The sequence below is a fragment of the Rahnella victoriana genome, from assembly GCF_021276285.1.
GTDB lineage: Bacteria > Pseudomonadota > Gammaproteobacteria > Enterobacterales > Enterobacteriaceae > Rahnella > Rahnella victoriana.
Genome location: NZ_CP089919.1, coordinates 687,351 through 705,109 on the forward strand (window position 1 = coordinate 687,351; position 17,759 = coordinate 705,109).

Consider the following 17,759-nt stretch of genomic DNA (forward strand, 5'->3'; position numbering starts at 1 on the left):
TATCCTTCGCCAGATGAAAACCTCACGCCTCCCCATTGCCCTGCAACAAGCCGTTATGCGCTGCCTGCGGGAAAAACTCCAGATGGCAAACCAGTTTTTTGGCACCGATTATCCGGAGCCGGAAATCACCTACCAGCAACGCGGCACCAGCGCGGGCAGTGCGTACCTGCAACACTGGCAAATCCGCCTGAATCCTGTTTTGCTGCTGGAAAATCAACAGCCTTTTATCGATGAAGTCGTGCCGCATGAACTGGCGCATTTACTGGTCTATCGCCGCTTTGGTCGCGCACCTGCACCGCACGGCAAAGAGTGGCGCTGGATGATGGAACATGTGCTGGGGGTTTCCGCCAGCAGAACGCACAAGTTCGAAGTCGCCTCCGTGCAAAGCAAAACCTATCCCTATTTATGTGCCTGCCGGGATCATCAGCTGACCGTGCGACGCCACAATAAAGTGATGCGCAAAGAGTCGGAATACCGCTGCCGTCATTGCGGCGAACTGTTACGTTTTAACGCTAACGGCACCTCTAACGGCTGAAAAATCAATCACTCAATCGCAGCAATGTCTGATTGTCACACCGCGCGCCATCCGTTACCCTTCCGCCCTTTTACACAGGGATTATTCGGAAACATGTTTCGTAAAACATTCTTATCTTTTCTGTTTATCGGTGCGCTGGCGCCGCTGAGCGCCTTCAGTCAGACCGGTCACGCCATCAATAACTTCAGTCAGGCCAAAGCTGCTGCCGTGAAAATCAATCAGGGCGCGCCGACATTTTACTGCGGCTGCCAGATCAGCTGGCAGGGGAAAAAAGGCACGCCGGATCTGCAATCTTGCGGCTATGCGGTGCGCAAAAGCGAACAGCGCGCCAGCCGGATTGAGTGGGAACACGTGGTCCCTGCGTGGCAGTTTGGCCATCAGATGCAATGCTGGCAGGATGGCGGACGCAAAAACTGCGCAAAAAGCGCCGACTACCGTCAGATAGAAACTGACCTGCATAACCTTGAACCGGCCATCGGTGAAGTGAACGGCGACCGCAACAACTTCATGTACAGCCAGTGGAATGGCGGCGAAGGCCAGTATGGCCGTTGCGAGATGAAAATCGACTTCAAGGCCAAAGCCGCTGAGCCACCGGCCCGCGCCCGCGGCGCTATCGCCCGCACCTACTTCTACATGCGCGACCAGTACAAACTGAACCTGTCACGCCAGCAGACACAGCTGTTCGCCGCATGGGATCGTCAGTATCCGGTGACGGCCTGGGAGTGTGAACGCGATAACCGCATCGCGAATGTGCAGGGGAATCATAACCCGTATGTTCAGCAGGCTTGCGCGCAGAGAAAAAGCTAACCTACTATAGGGCACAATAGTCAGCGACAGGGCTGGCAACAGTTGCCAAAATAGCCCACTTCAACCGTTTAAGGACAGCAGCCTCACATGCGCATTCCCCGCATTTATCATCCCGAACCCCTGACCGCGCACAGCGACATCGCGCTGAGCGAAGATGCCGCGAACCATGTCGGACGCGTTTTGCGTATGCAACCCGGTCAGACGATCCAGCTGTTTGACGGCAGCAATCAGGTTTTCGACGCCAGCATCACCCAGGTTGATAAGAAAAGCGTGCGCGTCAGCCTGAGCGAGGGCGTGCTGTCAGACAACGAATCTCCGCTGAATCTGCATCTCGGCCAGGTGATTTCACGCGGCGAGAAGATGGAATTCACTATTCAGAAATCCATCGAGCTGGGCGTGAACACCATTACACCGCTGTTCTCTGAGCGTTGTGGTGTGAAGCTGGACGGCGAACGTCTGGAGAAGAAATTGCAGCAGTGGCAGAAAATCGCCATTGCCGCCTGTGAACAATGTGGCCGTAACCGTATCCCGGACATTCGCTCGGCGATGCCCCTCGAAGCCTGGTGCGCCGAACAGGATGACAGCCTGAAGCTGAATCTGCATCCGCGCGCCAGCCACAGTATTAATACCCTGCCGTTGCCGGTGAGCCATGTTCGCCTGCTGATCGGCCCGGAAGGCGGCTTATCCGCTGATGAAATTGCAATGACCTCCGGCTACGGATTTACTGATATCCTGCTGGGACCCCGTGTTCTGCGTACAGAAACCACAGCACTCACCGCGATAACGGCCTTACAGGTCCGTTTCGGCGATCTGGGTTAAGAGGAAACCAAATGATCAAGCTTGGCATCGTGATGGACCCGATCTCTTCCATCAACATCAAAAAAGACACCAGTTTCGCTATGTTGCTGGAAGCGCAGAGTCGCGGTTATGAACTGCATTACATGGAAATGAATTCCCTGTATCTGCGTGGCGGCGAAGGCCGTGCGACCACCAAAAAACTCAGCGTGAAGCAGGATTACGACGGCTGGTATGAGTTCGGCACTGAGCAGGATATCGCCCTGCAGGAACTGGACGTGATCCTGATGCGTAAGGATCCGCCGTTCGATACCGAATTCATTTATGCCACCTATATCCTCGAACGCGCCGAAGAAAAAGGCACGCTGATCGTCAACAAACCGCAGAGCCTGCGCGACTGTAACGAAAAGCTGTTTACCGCGTGGTTCCCGGAACTGACGCCGGATACGCTGGTGACCCGCAATGCCGCGCAGCTGAAAGCGTTCCATCAAGAACACACTGACGTGATCCTCAAGCCACTTGATGGCATGGGTGGCGCGTCTATTTTCCGTCTGAAACCGGAAGATGCCAACGTCTCCGTGGTAATTGAAACCCTGACCGAACACGGCAGCCGTTTCTGCATGGCGCAAAACTACCTGCCGGCCATCAAGGACGGCGACAAGCGCGTTCTGGTGGTCGATGGCGAGCCGGTGCCTTACTGTCTGGCACGTATTCCGGCACAGGGCGAAACCCGTGGTAATCTGGCCGCCGGTGGCCGGGGCGAAGCGCGTCCGCTGAGCGAAAGCGACTGGGCGATTGCCCGCACCGTCGCACCTGTCCTCAAACAGAAAGGCCTGATTTTTGTCGGTCTGGACATCATCGGCGATCGCCTGACGGAAATTAACGTCACCAGCCCGACCTGTGCCCGTGAAATCGAAGCCGCCTTCCCGATTTCCATTACCGGCATGCTGATGGATGCCATTGAAAAGCGTCTTTCTGCCCGCTAACTGTGTTGAAATGGCGTAATATTTTTATTACGCCATGTTTATTTCCTGAGGTTAAACATCCTACATACCATGAATCTACAACATCACTTTCTTATTGCGATGCCCGGACTGGATGAACCCCAGTTCAAACGTTCAGTCGTGTACATCTGCGAACATAATGAAGACGGCGCAATGGGTCTGGTGATTAACAAGCTGGTCGACGATTTCACGGTTGAAAGCGTGCTCGACAAACTGGATATCACACCCGAACCCCGTGACCTGAACATTCGTCTCGATCGCCCGGTATTTTCCGGCGGCCCGCTGGCTGACGATCGCGGTTTTATCCTGCATACACCGCGCGAAGGTTTTGGTTCCAGCATTCGTATTTCCGACTGCACCATGATCACCACTTCCAAAGACGTGCTGGAAACACTGGGTACGCCAGACCAGCCGAAAGATGTGCTGGTGGCGCTGGGTTACGCCGCATGGGAACAGGGCCAGCTGGAAAAAGAGTTGCTGGAAAACGCCTGGCTGACCATTGAAGCCAGCAGCGACATTTTGTTCCGCACCCCGGTTGCTGACCGCTGGCGCGAAGCGGCGAAAATGATCGGCATTGACGTCGGACAGCTCGCCACCCACGCAGGGCACGCATAATGGCTAACCGCACGGTTTTCGCGTTTGATTTCGGCACTAAAAGTATCGGCCTTGCCATCGGTCAGGAAGTGACCGGCACCGCCCGCCCGCTGACCTCGTTCAAAGCGCAGGACGGCACGCCGGACTGGCAGAAGATCGAAAAATTGCTGAAAGAGTGGCAACCGGATCTGGTGGTCGTCGGCCTGCCGCTGAACATGGACGGCACCGAGCAACCACTGACCGCCCGCGCCCGCAAGTTTGCCAACCGTCTGCATGGCCGGTTCGGCGTTCAGGTTGAACTGCACGACGAGCGCCTGAGCACTGTTGAAGCGCGTGCGGATTTGTTCGATCGCGGCGGTTTCCGTGCTCTGGACAAAGGCAGCGTCGATGCCGCCTCCGCCGTCATTATTCTGGAAAGCTGGTTTGAGAAACAATGGAGTCAGTCCTGATCGGCGGCCAGTAATCCGGCGTTTTGCCGCTGCTGGCGGCTTTGGGCGAATGTCTGCATTCCGGCCTGCGTGCCGGTTTGCAGGATATCCGCCAGCTGATGTGTCTTGCCTTCGCGAATCAAATTGCACACCGCAGGCGTGGACGTCAGCACTTCAAACAGCGCCACTCTGCCCGCTTTTTTACCCTCCTTTGTTTGCGTCACGGCCAGTTTTTGCGCCACCACCGCGCGCAGGCTGCCCGCCAGTTGCGCGCGGACAAACGCCTTCTCTTCTGCCGGAAACACATCCACAAGCCGGTCAATCGCCTGCGTGGCATTGCGGGTATGCAGCGTCGCCAGCACCAGATGGCCGGTTTCCGCCGCCGTCAGCGCCAGCCGGATGCTTTCGGTATCGCGTAATTCCCCCAGCAATAAGACATCCGGATCCTCGCGCAAGGCACCGCGTACTGCCTCGCCAAACGAACGGGTATGCAGACCGAGTTCCCGCTGCTGGATCAGGCACTTGCGGCTGAGATGAATCAGCTCAATCGGATCTTCCAGCGTAATAATATGCCGCGCCGTATGCCGGTTGAGATGATCGATCAGCGCCGCCAGCGTGGTGGATTTCCCGCTGCCTGTCGCGCCGGTGACCAGAATCAGCCCGTCGTCCTGCATGATGATTTGCTGCAGGCAATCCGGTGCCAGCAGGCTCTCCAGCGCCGGACAGCTGGCGGGGACCGGCCTGAGCGCCGCCGACAACCCGTGCAGTTGCTGAAAGACGTTGAGCCGCATCCGCACGCCGTCGCCGAACGTCAGGGCTTTATCGACCTGCCCGGACTGCTGTAATACCTCCCGCTGCGCAGCATCCAGCCACAAACAACTCAGTGTTTGCATCTGCGAAGCTTTCACCACCGGCAGGTCATCGCAGCGGCAAAGTTCGCCGTCAATGCGTAACATTGGCGGATAGCCGGTACAAAGGTGCAGATCAGAGGCATTTTGCTTTACACTACGCCCCACGAATCCATCAATATCCATGTTGAAATCCTCCTGAGTCCTTATGAGCCTTAGTCAGCAAAACGCTATTGCACAGAACTTACAGAATGTCCGCGAGAAAATCGCAGCCGCTGCACAGCGTTGCGGCAGGCCTTCAGAAGAAATTACGTTGCTTGCAGTCAGCAAAACAAAACCTGCGAGCGCGATCGAAGAAGCTATCGCTGCCGGGCAACGGGCGTTTGGCGAAAACTATGTTCAGGAAGGCGTCGATAAGATTGCTCACTTTGCCGGGCATCAGCCTGCGCTGACCTGGCATTTCATCGGGCCGCTGCAATCGAATAAAAGCCGTCTGGTGGCGGAAAATTTTGACTGGTGCCATACCCTCGACCGCCTGAAAATCGCCCAGCGACTGAATGAGCAGCGCCCGGCCGGTTTAGCGCCGTTGCAGGTGCTGATTCAGGTCAATATCAGCGATGAAGCCAGCAAATCCGGTATTGCCGTGGGCGAGGTCGCCGAACTGGCTACGCACATTATGGCGATGCCAAACCTGACGCTGCGTGGTCTGATGGCGATCCCGGCTGTGGAGACAGATTACCCGCGCCAGCTCGACGTATTCAGTCAGATGCGTGATGCGCTGAAAGCATTGCAAGGTATTTGTCCGCAGGCGGATACGCTGTCGATGGGCATGACCGACGACATGCCCGCCGCCATTGCCGCAGGCAGTACCCTGGTTCGTATCGGCACCGCCATTTTCGGCGCCCGTGATTACAGCGCAAAACAGTAACCCTTTTTATCCGGTTTACTGCTTTACTCTTGAGTGGCTCAGTTCAGCCCCCATTTAAGCAAGGAGCATCCATGCAACACCGCAAAATTTGTTTTATCGGCGCCGGTAACATGGCGGGCGCTATCGTTTCCGGTCTGGTCGAAAGCGGCTATCCGGCAAATCTGATCAGCGTTTGTGCCCCTTCCACCACGCATCGTGATGCGCTGGCTGAAAAATACGGTGTACACAGCAGCAGCGATAACAGCGGCTGTGCGAAAGACGCCGATGTGGTGGTTTTATCCGTAAAACCGCAGATGATGGCGGATGTATGTAAAGCACTGCAAAAAGACGTGGATTTTGGCCGCAAGCTGGTACTGTCGATTGCCGCAGGCGTCAGCGTCGCCCGTTTCTGCGAACTGCTGGGCGATAATCTGAACATCGTCCGCATTATGCCGAACACGCCGTCCCTTGTCGGACAAGGCATGAGCGGGTTGTTTGCGCCTGCTCAGGTATCGCAGGCAGATCGCGATTACAGCGGTGAACTGATGAGCGCGGTAGGTAAAATCTGCTGGGTTGAGAGTGAAGAAGGCATTAACCATGTGATCGCCGCCGCAGGCAGCGCACCGGCGTATTTCTTCCTGTTTATGGAAGCGATGCAGGCTGAAGCGCAGCGTCTGGGTTTCAGCGCAGAAACCGCACGGATGCTGGTTGAACAAGCCGCCAGCGGGGCCAGCGCCCTGGTTGCCGCCAGCCCGGACACGCCATTGTCACAACTTCGTGAGAATGTGACGTCCAAAGGCGGCACAACCTTTGAAGCACTGAAGTTTTTCACCGACCATAAATTACCGGAGATTGTCTCCGGCGCCATGCAGGCCGCCATTACCCGCGCGCAGGAAATGGAAAAACTGTTCTAATTAAAAATATTAAAGGTAACAAATGTTAACGCTGACTTTTCTGGTTAAAACCCTCATTGATCTCTACGTGATGGTTCTGCTGCTGCGCATCTGGATGCAGTGGGCACGTACAGATTTTTATAACCCGTTCTCACAATTTGTGGTGAAAATCACGCAGCCGGTGATCGGACCGCTGCGCCGGATTATTCCGCCACTGGGGCCCATTGACAGCGCGAGTTTGTTGCTGGCGTTTATCCTCTGCACGATTAAATTCCCGCTGCTGTTGCTTATCCAGAGCGGCGCACTGTTTATCGGCCTGAGCAGTCTGCTGATTGGCCTGATCGGGCTGGTGAAAGCCGCCGGTTATCTGGTGTTCTGGCTGGTGATTATCCGTTCCCTGATGAGCTGGGTGAGCCAGGGCCGCGGCCCGATGGATTACCTGTTGATGCAGCTGACCGAGCCACTGATGGCGCCAATCCGCCGCATTCTTCCGGCCATGGGCGGTATTGATTTTTCGGCGATGGTGGTCATTCTTATCCTGTATATGCTGAATTATCTCGGCATGGATCTGCTGGGTGCGTTGTGGTATCAGCTTTAACCCCGGCGTTCTGGCACGGCGATACGCTGGTTTTGCGGCTGGTGATCCAGCCCAAAGCCAGCCGCGACAGCCTGGTGGGTTTGCATGGCGACGAACTGAAAGTCGCCATCACTGCCCCGCCGGTGGACGGTCAGGCGAACACGCATCTGGTGAAATTTCTCGCAAAACAGTTTAAAGTCGCCAAAAGTCAGGTCAGCATTGAAAAGGGCGAGCTGGGCCGCCATAAACAAGTCCGCATTACCCATCCGCAAAATATCCCGACTGAGGTCGCGGTACTGCTCGCTGAATAACGTTTAAGTCAGGACTCTCCCATGCAGAAAGTCGTATTAGCTACCGGCAATGCCGGTAAAGTGCGTGAGCTCGCACATCTTCTGGCCGGTTTCGGGCTGGATGTGGTCGCACAAACTGAACTCGGCGTAGAATCCGCCGAAGAAACCGGGCTGACGTTCATTGAGAACGCCATCCTGAAAGCCCGCCATGCGGCAGCCGTGACTGGTTTGCCCGCCATTGCCGATGATTCCGGTCTGGCCGTCGATTTTCTCGGGGGTGCACCGGGGATTTATTCTGCACGCTACGCCGGTGCTGACGCCTCTGATCAGGAAAATCTTGATAAGCTGCTGGTCGCACTGAAAGACGTGCCTCAGGGACAACGCGGCGCGCAATTTCATTGTGTGCTGGTGTATATGCGCCATGCGGAAGATCCGACCCCGCTGGTTTGCCACGGCACTTGGGCAGGCGAAATCACCTTTGCCGAAGCAGGTGAAGGCGGCTTCGGTTATGACCCGATTTTCTACGTCCCGCAACTGGGCAAAACCGCCGCAGAACTGACCCGCGAAGAAAAAAGCGCGGTATCTCACCGTGGACTGGCGCTGAAATTGTTGCTGGCCGCGATGAAAGAGGCTGCACAGAACAATGCGTAAGTTGCCGCCGCTGAGTCTCTACATTCATATTCCGTGGTGCGTGCAAAAATGCCCCTACTGCGATTTCAACTCGCACGCGTTAAAGGGTGAAGTGCCGCATGACGATTATGTCGCGCATCTGCTGGCCGATCTGGATGCCGATTTGCATCTGGCGGGCGGACGCAGCGTGGGGACGATTTTTATCGGCGGCGGAACCCCCAGCCTGCTGAGCAGTGAAGCGATGCAAACCCTGCTCGACGGGGTCCGTGCACGTTTGCCGCTTGATGCTGACGCTGAAATCACCATGGAAGCCAACCCCGGTACCGTCGAAGCAGACCGCTTCAGCGGCTATCAGCGTGCCGGTGTGAACCGTATCTCCATTGGCGTGCAAAGTTTCGATGCACAGAAACTGGAGCGTCTGGGACGCATTCACGGCCCGGAAGAAGCAAAGCGCGCGGCGCATCTGGCCACCGGCCTGAACCTGCGCAGCTTCAATCTGGATCTGATGCATGGTTTGCCGGATCAGACACTGGAAGAAGCACTGGACGATTTGCGTCAGGCCATCGCGCTGAATCCGCCGCACTTATCGTGGTATCAGCTGACCATCGAGCCAAATACCCTGTACGCCTCGCGTCCGCCAACCTTGCCGGACGACGACGCGCTGTGGGATATTTTCGAGCAAGGCGATCAGCTGCTGACCGCCGCCGGTTATCAGCAATACGAAACGTCTGCGTATGCCAAACCGGGTTATCAGTGTCAGCACAATCTGAACTACTGGCGCTTCGGCGATTATCTGGGCATCGGTTGTGGCGCGCATGGCAAACTGACGCAGCCCGACGGGCAAATCCTGCGCACCGTCAAAACCAAACATCCGCGCGGTTATATGCAGGGGCGCTACATGGATAAACAGCATCCGGTCGAAACCGAAGATTTGCCGTTTGAGTTCTTCATGAACCGTTTCCGCCTGCTGGAAGCAGCCCCGCGCGAAGAGTTTGGTTTGTATACCGGACTGGATGAAAGCGTGATCCGAGCGCAGCTTGACCAAGCCATCGCCAAAGACTATCTGCTGGAAACCGGGACGCACTGGCAGATCACCGGTAAAGGTAAACTGTTCCTGAATTCGCTGCTGGAGCTTTTTTTGGCAGAGTAAGGTTTAGGGGCAAAAAAAAACCGCGTAATCGCGGTTTTTTTGTTTCTGTCATTTAGCGGTTACTGTTTCAAATCCGCCAGTAACGCTTTGTGTTGGGTATCCAGCGCGGTCACGCGCTTGCAGACGTCATCGCCAAAGGCTTTGAACTCTTTTTCCTGCCTGTTCCACTCTTCCTGAACCGCCTGTTGCAGACCGCCCAGATTGCCCATCATCGCCTGTAACGGGTTACCGCCGCTGGCAGCTTGTTTGAGGCCCATCTCGTTGATGCTGTCCTGCATCACGCCGCCCATGGTTTGTTCCATCAGCTTCTGACCGTTCTGTTTAACCTGATCCACCGCTTTATGGTGGAAGGTCAGACCGTCGGCGCGGTGCTCAATGATCAGGTTCATCTGTTGCTTGAGTTGCTTGTCGAGCGTGACCAGGCGGTTACGCACGTTGCTGTCGCTGCCGAGTTTTTCGACAATGACACGGTCAACCGCCACGCGGCCTTTTTCGAGATGCGCCGTCGCGCCCTGATCGATCCACGGCAGGTCGCGGCGCAAACCGGCCTGATAATCGATCGCTTCCTGACGCTGTTTGGCGCTCAGGGTCATGTCTTTACCGTTGAGGGTGACGTTGCCGTTGGGCGTAATCAGTAAATCACCGCTGTTCCCCACCACCTGCACGGTCTGCGGTTTGATGATCACGTCATCCTTCGGGTTTACGCCGCACTGGTAATCAGCCTGCGCACTCCATGCGGTCAGCGCCAGCAGCGCGGCCAGTCCGGTTTTTACCACTCCAGTTTTCACTAACATGTACTCTCCCTTAAGACAGCAAACTTAAAAAATTGAACGGCCAATACGTTGCGCCAGCAATTCTAAGGCAGCAATACCTGCCAAAGAGTTCCCTGCCGCATCGAGTTCCGGCGACCATACCGCGATACACATCTCGCCCGGTACCACGGCAATGATACCGCCACCGACGCCAGATTTACCCGGCATCCCGACGCGGTAAGCGAATTCACCGGCGCCGTCGTACATGCCGCTGGTCACCATCATCGCATTAATCTGCCGGGCCTGACGGGCATCGATGAGCGGTGTCTCGCTGCCGAGCGGATGGCCTTTGTTGGCAAGATAAACAAACGTCCGCGCCAGTTCTTCACAACTCATCCGCAGTGCACAGTAGTGGAAATAAGTATGCAAAACGGTGATGACGTCGTTGTCGAAATTTCCGAAAGACTTCATCAGATAGGCAATCGCCGCATTGCGGTCAGAATGGTCGAACTCTGAACGGGCAACGTGCCGATCGTAGTTGAGATCTGCCGATCCGGCCAGCTGACGCACCACTTCCAGCATTCTCTGTTTCGGTGCCGAGAGCCGGGTTTGCAGCATATCGCAGACCACCAGCGCGCCCGGATTGATGAACGGGTTACGCGGTTTTCCCTGCTCAAGCTCAAGCTGAACCAGTGAATTGAACGGCTGGCCGGACGGCTCTTTGCCGACGCGCTGCCAGATTTCGCTTTCCTGATAACGGGTCAGTGCCAGCGTCAGGCTGAGCACTTTGGAGATCGACTGGATCGAGAAACGCATGTCGGCATCACCGGCACGAAAGATCTCCCCTTTCGTGGTACACACGGCAATCCCTAAATGATCGGGGCTGACTTCCGCCAGCGCAGGAATGTAATCGGCAACCTTGCCGCGGCCAATCAGCGGCCTGACCTGCGCCAGAATATCTTCCAGCAAACTGTTATCAAGTTCGGTGCCCAACGTCCTGCCTCCAGATGTAACAAAGGTGCCGGAAAGGCACCTTTAAAAGATTCAGAATTTATCTGACCGGTGAAATCAATCCCACCAGATATCGAACAACTCTGAAACTTCCACGTCTTCCATTTTCTGGTCTTCCAACCATTTTTTGACCTGCGCGCGCTGTTCATCAGTGCAGTGACCGATGTCCTGACGGCAAACCAGACCTTCCCATTGCAGATAGCCACTGCCGTCGAAGGCCAGTTTGTTTGGCTCGATCACACCGTCAATGAATTTATCCAGTGATTCGTCAATGGTTTCGACCGCGGTACCTTCCGGGAAACGCCATTTTACAGAGAAGCCCAGTTCCTGGAACTCGGCAATGTGTAACTTCTTACGTAAACGACGACTGCGATTTGTAGCCATTATTGCTTCCTCTCAAACATCAGATCCCATACGCCGTGGCCTAAACGCTGGCCACGCATTTCGAACTTGGTCACCGGGCGGGATTCAGGACGCGGAACATAATTGCCTTCCTGCGACAGATTCGCCCAGCTTTCTAAACAGGCCATCACTTCCAGCATGTGCTCTGCATACGGCTCCCAGTCGGTCGCCATGTGGAAAACACCGCCCACTTTCAGTTTTTTGCGCAGCTTCTCTACGAATTCCGGCTGCACGATGCGGCGCTTATTATGACGCGCTTTGTGCCACGGGTCAGGAAAGAATAGCTGCACCATATCGAGCGAGCCATCCGGGATCATTTTTTCCAGCACTTCGACCGCATCGTGACACATCACGCGCAGGTTGCTGACGCCCTCTTCGTGCGCCGTCGCCAGACAGGCACCGACGCCCGGCGAGTGGACTTCAATCCCGATAAAGTTTTGCTCCGGGTTCTGCTTCGCCATGGTGACCAGCGATGTGCCCATCCCGAAACCGATTTCCAGCACCACAGGCGCTGAGCGACCAAACAAGGCATCAATGTTCAGGGTTTCAGCCTGAAACTCCACGCCCATCACCGGCCAGAAGTTGTCCAGCGCAAATTGCTGACCTTTCGTCAGACGGCCCTGACGGCGGACAAAACTGCGAATACGGCGCATCGCGCGACCGTTCTCGTCGAACTCCGGTGAAATGACGTCGTTTTTCATGGTGTTTCCACTCCGATTGGCAAGACGCGGTACCCGCGCGCGGATGCCTGTGCTTTGGTCACTAAATATAAGGAAAGGCGCATTATCCAAACTTACTCCCGATTAGCAAGGCTTGCGGGCAGGAAATCGGTCAATACAGTGCGGAAAGTTCCGGTTTACAGCCAGACGGCAACTGTGATGTGATCAGCCCCGTCTCTTAACCCTGCCGGACTGTCATTTACCCATGTTGGAAGCCCCTGGTTTTATGGAAGCAAAACGTTTTTCACCGCTGGTACTCGACTGGTATCAACGCTATGGCCGTAAAACACTGCCGTGGCAAATCGCGAAAACACCTTATAAAGTCTGGCTTTCGGAAGTGATGTTGCAGCAAACGCAGGTAGCGACTGTTATCCCGTATTTTGAACGTTTTATGCAACGCTTCCCGACGGTGTCCGACCTCGCGGCGGCTCCGCTCGATGAAGTTCTTCATCTGTGGACCGGCCTCGGCTATTACGCCCGCGCGCGCAATCTGCATAAAGCGGCGCAGGTGATTGCCAGCGAGCACGGCGGCGTGTTTCCGACCACCTTTGATCAGATCCTCGCCCTGCCGGGCATTGGCCGTTCGACGGCGGGTGCGGTTTTGTCGCTGGCACTCAATCAGCACTACCCTATTTTAGACGGCAATGTGAAACGCGTGCTGGCCCGCTGTTATGCCGTTGATGGCTGGCCGGGTGAGAAGAAAACTGAAAACAGGCTGTGGGCCATCAGCGAAGAGGTGACGCCCGCAGAAGGCGTGGCACAGTTTAATCAGGCGATGATGGATCTGGGCGCGATGGTCTGTACGCGCAGCAAACCCAAATGCGAACTGTGCCCGGTAAAATCCGGCTGTGAAGCTTACGCACAGCATAGCTGGGCAAAATACCCCGGCAAAAAACCGAAGAAAACCCTGCCGGAAAAAACCGCCTTTATGCTGATGATCCAGCAGGAAGATAAAGTCTGGCTGGAGCAGCGTCCACCGGTCGGTTTGTGGGGCGGATTGTTCTGCTTCCCGCAATACACCACCGAGGAAGAGCTGTCGCTCGGGCTGCAAAAATACGGTGTTACGCAAAATGCGTTGCAGCAGCAGACCGCTTTTCGTCACACTTTCAGCCATTTCCATCTGGATATCGTCCCGATGTGGTTAAATCTGCGAACAACGGCGGGTTGCATGGATGAAGGTGCGGGTCTCTGGTATAACTTAGCGCAACCACAATCCGTCGGGCTGGCCGCGCCGGTAGAACGCCTGCTGATGCAGTTAGCAAAACAGGCACCGGGCAAATAAAACCGCCCCAAAAGAATGATCGATAAGGAATCAGTATGAGCAGAACGATTTTTTGCACTTTTCTTAAGCGCGACGCCGAAGGGCAGGATTTCCAGCTTTACCCTGGCGAGATTGGTAAACGCATTTTCAACGAAATCTCGAAAGAAGCCTGGTCACAATGGATGGCTAAACAAACCATGCTGATCAACGAAAAGAAACTCAGCATGATGAACCCGGATGACCGCAAATTGCTGGAGCAGGAAATGGTGAATTTTCTGTTTGAAGGCCAGGATGTGCATATCGAAGGCTATACCCCGCCATCCCAATAACGCTGACTCAATAAAGCTTTATCATTAATAGCTTAGGCAGATTTTTTCGGGGATCTGCTTCTTTCACCAGAAATGGTTTCAAGATGAAGAAAATTTTAGCTTTGCTGGTTATCGCACCGATGTTGATCTCCTGCTCCGGCAGCAAGAAAGACCAGTTCAACGAAGCTTATGTTAAAGACACCAATGGGTTCGATATTTTGATGGGGCAGTTCGCCCATAACATCGAAAACATCTGGGGCATGAATGAAGTGCTGATCGCCGGTCCGAAAGACTATGTGAAATACAGCGATCAATATTACACCCGCAGCCACATCAACTTTGATGCGGGTACCATCACCCTTGAAACGATTTCCGGTACCGATCCGGCCGCCAGCCTGCGTCAGGCGATCATCAGTACCTTGCTGGTCGGCGATGATCCGGGCAACGTTGACCTCTATTCGGACGCCAATGATATTCAGATCAGCCGCGAGCCGATGTTATATGGTCAGGTTCTTGATAACACCGGACAGCCGATCCGCTGGGAAGGCCGCGCCGCCAGCTTTGCGGATTATCTGATCCAGAATAAGCTGATGCGCCGCCAGTCCGGTCTGCATGTGATTTATTCCGTCACCATCCAGATGGTGCCAAACCACCTGAATCAGCGTGCGCATAAATACCTGCCAATGATCCGTGAAGCGTCTGCTAAATATGGCGTCGATCAGTCGCTGATCCTGGCGATCATGCAAACGGAATCGGCCTTTAACCCGTATGCGGTGAGTAACGCCGATGCCCTGGGACTGATGCAGGTCGTGCAGCATTCCGCCGGGGCAGACGTCTTCAAATCTGAAGGGAAATGGGGCAAACCAAGCCGCAGCTATCTGTTTGATCCGCAGAATAATATCAATACCGGTACCGCCTATCTGGCGATGCTGCAAAACGTCTATCTGGGAAATATCAGCAACCCGACATCGCGTCGTTATGCCGTCATTACCGCCTATAACGGCGGCGCGGGCAGCGTGTTGCGCGTATTCTCCGGCAATAAAACGCAGGCGTTTAACATCATCAACAACATGGCGCCGGGCGATGTGTATACCACGCTGACAACCAAACACCCGTCCGCAGAATCGCGTCGCTACCTGTATAAGGTGAACAACACGCAGCGTAGCTATCGCCGCGTGGACTAGCCTTTGGCGAGGTCAGCAGCATAAAAAACGGAGGCTTTCGGGCCTCCGTTTTTATTGCATAATCAGTTAGTGACTTGCTGACTCATACTTATAATACGCGTACTTGCCATAATTATAATAATTTGATGTCCTGTTGATGACGGAGTTTAAAATCACGCCGCTGACACTGATATTATGCCGTGCGAATATCTGAATACTGGACTCCATTTCCCTGACCGTGCTCATCTCAAACTTAGCCACAAGCAGTGAGACACCGGCATATTTCCCTATAATGGCGGCATCCGTCACCGCAAGGATAGGCGGCACATCCAGAATAATGACATCATATTTTTTGGATGCCCATTCTAAAAGTCCGGCGCATTCTTCTCGGAGTAAAAGCTCAGAAGGATTCCGTGGGATTTTCCCACGCGTGATAATATCGAGACCTTCGACGGCCGTATTGTGTATTGCGGAGGAAAACTCCACGGTTCCGGCGAGAATATCGGACAATCCGAACTCATTCATTTTATTGAATAAGATATGTGAATAACCTCTTCGCATATCCGCATCAATATATAATACCTTTTTGCCAACCTGGGTTATCACTGCCGCCAGATTGGAGCTGATAAATGTTTTACCCACATCGGGGCTGGCACCGGAAATCATCAATACCTTGGAGCCGGCTTCGAGCATCGTAAAATGTAACGATGTCCGCAGGTTCCTTAATGCTTCTATCGCGCAATCCGCCGGATTTTCCAGCGCAAGTAATCCTCCTGTCGGCGATGATTTTGTCCCTGTATGATGCTTTTTATGTTGCCATAACGAAACAGGCACGCTGGAAAAAACATTTAATCCGATATCCTCAAGCATTTCTGCTGAATTTACCCCGCGTATCAGCGCAGTTTTAGCCAGTATAAATATCACTGATGAAACAGCACCCAAAAATGTGAAAACGAGAATAATGAGAAATTTACCAGGATTGACCGGCTTACGGGCGGTAGTGGCAGGATCAATGATATGTACGGTGCCGATGGTGCTTGCCTTACTGATATTAAGTTCCTGCTCTTTGTCCATAAGTTGCATATAGACAATTTGTCCTGACTGGACATCGCGGGTGAGCCGGAGTATTTCCTGTTGCGTCAGCGGTAATTTATCCACTTTTTTTGCCAGCGCATTTTTATCATTTTCCAGAACCTGTATTTTCTCCCGCAACGCAGAATAGGCCGGATGTTGTTTTGTATACAGTTTAGAGACTTCAGTTTCTTTTAATATGAGCTGATTAATTTGTCCGTCAAGTTGCACCATATTCTCAAGCATTGACTTGGCTTCCAGCGTCAGGTCAACAGAATTATTCATGCTTCGGTATAAATTGAGTTTTGTTTCCGCCTTATCAAGTTTCTCTCTGACCACGGGAAGTTGAGTTTTTAAAAAACCTAAACTTTTCTCTGCTTGTTCTGATTTTCTTTGAATGCTCTGTTCAGCATAGTTTTCGCTAACTTTTTGAACAATATTTTTGATTTGCTCGGGGTCAGAACCGGTAATATTGATGGTCAGCAGGCCGGTATCTTTTCCCTGATCCCGGATCTGAATGCGTTTCTGCAATTCACCGATAACTTCACTGACATCCCGTTTTTGTAATGAGAATGTATCCCCTGCCGATGATCGCAACTGAGTCACTTGCAGAGTCAATTCCGGTGTCGTAAGACGTTCCCCGACATTGCCTTGCGCAACGGCGCCCGAAGGGGTGGTCAGGCGGTATTGATTACGACCTAAGTTTTCAAGCGTGTAGATTTCCCCGGTCACGCGGTCCGTTGTCTCGAATCTTTCTACCTGCAATTTCGGCACTTCGGCTGACATTAAACGATGTAACTTATTCCCCAGAAAGGGGAAACCGTTGAACCCAATTTGGGTGTCTAAATTCAGCTGGGCGACAGTTTTTCCAATCAACGTTCTCGATGTGATTAACTGGATTTCTCTCGCGGACACAGGCGTTTCAGCGGGCAACAACTCAGAAAGCGTGCGCATCACGCTGTTGCCGTTCGCCGGTTCGACCTGAACCAAAGCATCCGCATGATATACGGGGGTAGAGAGAAAAGCATAAAGCAGGCCAGTGAAAGAAAACGCAGCTGTCACCATCACAATGGTGCGGATCCTGTCGATAAGAAAGCCCACTATCTTTCGTAAATCAAGTTCATCGCACGCGTTTTGTTTTCCAGATTTACTTTCGGATTTACCAATCATGTTTCACCTGACGTTCTAAAACAGACTTCCAGCCGATAACAGATTCTTTTATAAGAGAGAACGCATATTCAAATGCGACAGCGCTTTTACCATAAGGATCGGGAATGTCTATTTTCTGGTTCCAGTAGCCTAATAACATGGTTTTGCCTCTGACTTCTGGCAAAAAATAACTGACCGATGAGATATGTGCCTTTTCCATAATAAGAATCAGATCAGAATCATGGCACATCTCACGGGTTAATTGCCGTGCTTTATGGTTTTGCAACGAAAAACCATGTTGTTCAGAAATGCGGCTCGCCATCGCATCAGCACCGTCACCGGCCAGCGCGGAAATACCTGCGGAGTGTATTGCTTTGGCAGGAAGTAATTGCTGAAGCATGGCCTCGGCAATAGGCGAGCGACATACATTTCCGATACAGACAATTAATACGGAATTAAACATAG

General features: G+C 53.6%; 22 protein-coding genes. 15 read left to right on the plus strand and 7 right to left on the minus strand.

The window, feature by feature from the left end; translation table 11 throughout:
- Positions 1 to 13 precede the first annotated feature (13 nt).
- The 6 genes from J9880_RS03345 (at position 14) to ruvX (ending at position 4,184) form a co-directional block, all read left to right on the plus strand.
- Positions 14 to 535 (plus strand): SprT family zinc-dependent metalloprotease, encoded by a 522-nt coding sequence (locus J9880_RS03345; protein WP_095924803.1) that lies wholly within the window; start codon positions 14 to 16, stop codon positions 533 to 535.
- Positions 536 to 628: 93 nt separating this feature from the next.
- Positions 629 to 1,342 (plus strand): deoxyribonuclease I, encoded by a 714-nt coding sequence (endA, locus tag J9880_RS03350; RefSeq protein WP_131694113.1) that lies wholly within the window; start codon positions 629 to 631, stop codon positions 1,340 to 1,342.
- Between the two features lie 87 nt (positions 1,343 to 1,429).
- On the plus strand, positions 1,430 to 2,161 hold the full coding sequence (gene rsmE / locus J9880_RS03355) for a 16S rRNA (uracil(1498)-N(3))-methyltransferase (RefSeq protein WP_232770071.1): 732 nt from the start codon (positions 1,430 to 1,432) through the stop codon (positions 2,159 to 2,161).
- A gap of 11 nt (positions 2,162 to 2,172) precedes the next feature.
- Complete coding sequence (gshB, locus tag J9880_RS03360; protein ID WP_232770072.1) at positions 2,173 to 3,123, plus strand: glutathione synthase; 951 nt, start codon at positions 2,173 to 2,175, stop codon at positions 3,121 to 3,123.
- A gap of 69 nt (positions 3,124 to 3,192) precedes the next feature.
- The gene (locus tag J9880_RS03365) at positions 3,193 to 3,756 is read left to right on the plus strand and encodes a YqgE/AlgH family protein (RefSeq protein ID WP_095924799.1); all 564 of its coding nucleotides are present in this window, start codon (positions 3,193 to 3,195) and stop codon (positions 3,754 to 3,756) included.
- The gene (gene ruvX / locus J9880_RS03370; RefSeq protein WP_095924798.1) at positions 3,756 to 4,184 is read left to right on the plus strand and encodes a Holliday junction resolvase RuvX; all 429 of its coding nucleotides are present in this window, start codon (positions 3,756 to 3,758) and stop codon (positions 4,182 to 4,184) included. The genes J9880_RS03365 and ruvX overlap by 1 nt, the downstream gene beginning before the upstream one ends.
- Here ruvX and J9880_RS03375 read toward each other — a convergent pair.
- Positions 4,175 to 5,197 (minus strand): type IV pilus twitching motility protein PilT, encoded by a 1,023-nt coding sequence (locus J9880_RS03375; RefSeq protein WP_095924797.1) that lies wholly within the window; start codon positions 5,195 to 5,197, stop codon positions 4,175 to 4,177. The two genes, ruvX and J9880_RS03375, sit on opposite strands and share 10 nt — an antisense overlap.
- A 22-nt stretch (positions 5,198 to 5,219) precedes the next feature.
- On the opposite strand from J9880_RS03375, the gene J9880_RS03380 reads away from it, so the two are divergent.
- The 6 genes from J9880_RS03380 (at position 5,220) to hemW (ending at position 9,458) form a co-directional block, all read left to right on the plus strand.
- Positions 5,220 to 5,939, plus strand: coding sequence for a YggS family pyridoxal phosphate-dependent enzyme (locus J9880_RS03380; RefSeq protein WP_119826910.1), 720 nt, complete (start codon positions 5,220 to 5,222; stop codon positions 5,937 to 5,939).
- A 71-nt stretch (positions 5,940 to 6,010) separates the two neighbouring features.
- A complete protein-coding gene (gene proC / locus J9880_RS03385; RefSeq protein WP_119826912.1) occupies positions 6,011 to 6,832 on the plus strand; it encodes a pyrroline-5-carboxylate reductase in 822 nt (273 codons plus the stop codon).
- Between the two features lie 22 nt (positions 6,833 to 6,854).
- Positions 6,855 to 7,409 carry a YggT family protein gene (locus J9880_RS03390; RefSeq protein ID WP_095924794.1) on the plus strand — a complete coding sequence of 185 codons (555 nt, stop codon included), beginning with the start codon at positions 6,855 to 6,857 and terminating at the stop codon, positions 7,407 to 7,409.
- Positions 7,394 to 7,699, plus strand: coding sequence for a DUF167 family protein YggU (yggU, locus tag J9880_RS03395; RefSeq protein ID WP_095924793.1), 306 nt, complete (start codon positions 7,394 to 7,396; stop codon positions 7,697 to 7,699). The genes J9880_RS03390 and yggU overlap by 16 nt, the downstream gene beginning before the upstream one ends.
- A gap of 21 nt (positions 7,700 to 7,720) precedes the next feature.
- A complete protein-coding gene (locus tag J9880_RS03400; RefSeq protein WP_131694117.1) occupies positions 7,721 to 8,329 on the plus strand; it encodes an XTP/dITP diphosphatase in 609 nt (202 codons plus the stop codon).
- Positions 8,322 to 9,458, plus strand: coding sequence for a radical SAM family heme chaperone HemW (hemW, locus tag J9880_RS03405; protein ID WP_131694118.1), 1,137 nt, complete (start codon positions 8,322 to 8,324; stop codon positions 9,456 to 9,458). The genes J9880_RS03400 and hemW overlap by 8 nt, the downstream gene beginning before the upstream one ends.
- Positions 9,459 to 9,517: 59 nt before the next feature.
- Here hemW and J9880_RS03410 read toward each other — a convergent pair whose 3' ends face one another.
- From J9880_RS03410 to trmB, 4 genes are all read right to left on the minus strand, one after another.
- Positions 9,518 to 10,252: a YggN family protein gene (locus J9880_RS03410; protein WP_095924790.1), complete on the minus strand. Its 735-nt coding sequence runs from the start codon at positions 10,250 to 10,252 to the stop codon at positions 9,518 to 9,520.
- Between the two features lie 24 nt (positions 10,253 to 10,276).
- Positions 10,277 to 11,203, minus strand: a complete 927-nt coding sequence (gene glsB, locus J9880_RS03415) for a glutaminase B (RefSeq protein WP_095924789.1) — start codon at positions 11,201 to 11,203, stop codon at positions 10,277 to 10,279.
- A gap of 75 nt (positions 11,204 to 11,278) precedes the next feature.
- Entirely contained in the window at positions 11,279 to 11,605 is a 327-nt protein-coding gene (locus J9880_RS03420; RefSeq protein WP_095924788.1) for a YggL family protein, read from the minus strand.
- A complete protein-coding gene (trmB, locus tag J9880_RS03425) occupies positions 11,605 to 12,324 on the minus strand; it encodes a tRNA (guanosine(46)-N7)-methyltransferase TrmB (RefSeq protein WP_232770073.1) in 720 nt (239 codons plus the stop codon). The genes J9880_RS03420 and trmB overlap by 1 nt, the downstream gene beginning before the upstream one ends.
- A 223-nt stretch (positions 12,325 to 12,547) precedes the next feature.
- On the opposite strand from trmB, the gene mutY reads away from it, so the two are divergent.
- The 3 genes from mutY to mltC all read left to right on the plus strand — a co-directional run bounded on the left by mutY (position 12,548) and on the right by mltC (position 15,095).
- Positions 12,548 to 13,624 carry an A/G-specific adenine glycosylase gene (gene mutY, locus J9880_RS03430; protein WP_131694119.1) on the plus strand — a complete coding sequence of 359 codons (1,077 nt, stop codon included), beginning with the start codon at positions 12,548 to 12,550 and terminating at the stop codon, positions 13,622 to 13,624.
- A gap of 35 nt (positions 13,625 to 13,659) precedes the next feature.
- Positions 13,660 to 13,932, plus strand: a complete 273-nt coding sequence (locus J9880_RS03435) for an oxidative damage protection protein (protein WP_095924785.1) — start codon at positions 13,660 to 13,662, stop codon at positions 13,930 to 13,932.
- Positions 13,933 to 14,015: 83 nt separating this feature from the next.
- Entirely contained in the window at positions 14,016 to 15,095 is a 1,080-nt protein-coding gene (mltC, locus tag J9880_RS03440; RefSeq protein WP_095924784.1) for a membrane-bound lytic murein transglycosylase MltC, read from the plus strand.
- 66 nt (positions 15,096 to 15,161) lie between these two features.
- Here mltC and J9880_RS03445 read toward each other — a convergent pair whose 3' ends face one another.
- Both J9880_RS03445 and J9880_RS03450 read right to left on the minus strand, forming a co-directional pair.
- Positions 15,162 to 17,315 carry a polysaccharide biosynthesis tyrosine autokinase gene (locus J9880_RS03445; protein WP_232770074.1) on the minus strand — a complete coding sequence of 718 codons (2,154 nt, stop codon included), beginning with the start codon at positions 17,313 to 17,315 and terminating at the stop codon, positions 15,162 to 15,164.
- The gene (locus J9880_RS03450) at positions 17,305 to 17,757 is read right to left on the minus strand and encodes an arsenate reductase/protein-tyrosine-phosphatase family protein (protein ID WP_119826920.1); all 453 of its coding nucleotides are present in this window, start codon (positions 17,755 to 17,757) and stop codon (positions 17,305 to 17,307) included. The genes J9880_RS03445 and J9880_RS03450 overlap by 11 nt, the downstream gene beginning before the upstream one ends.
- Positions 17,758 to 17,759 lie beyond the last annotated feature (2 nt).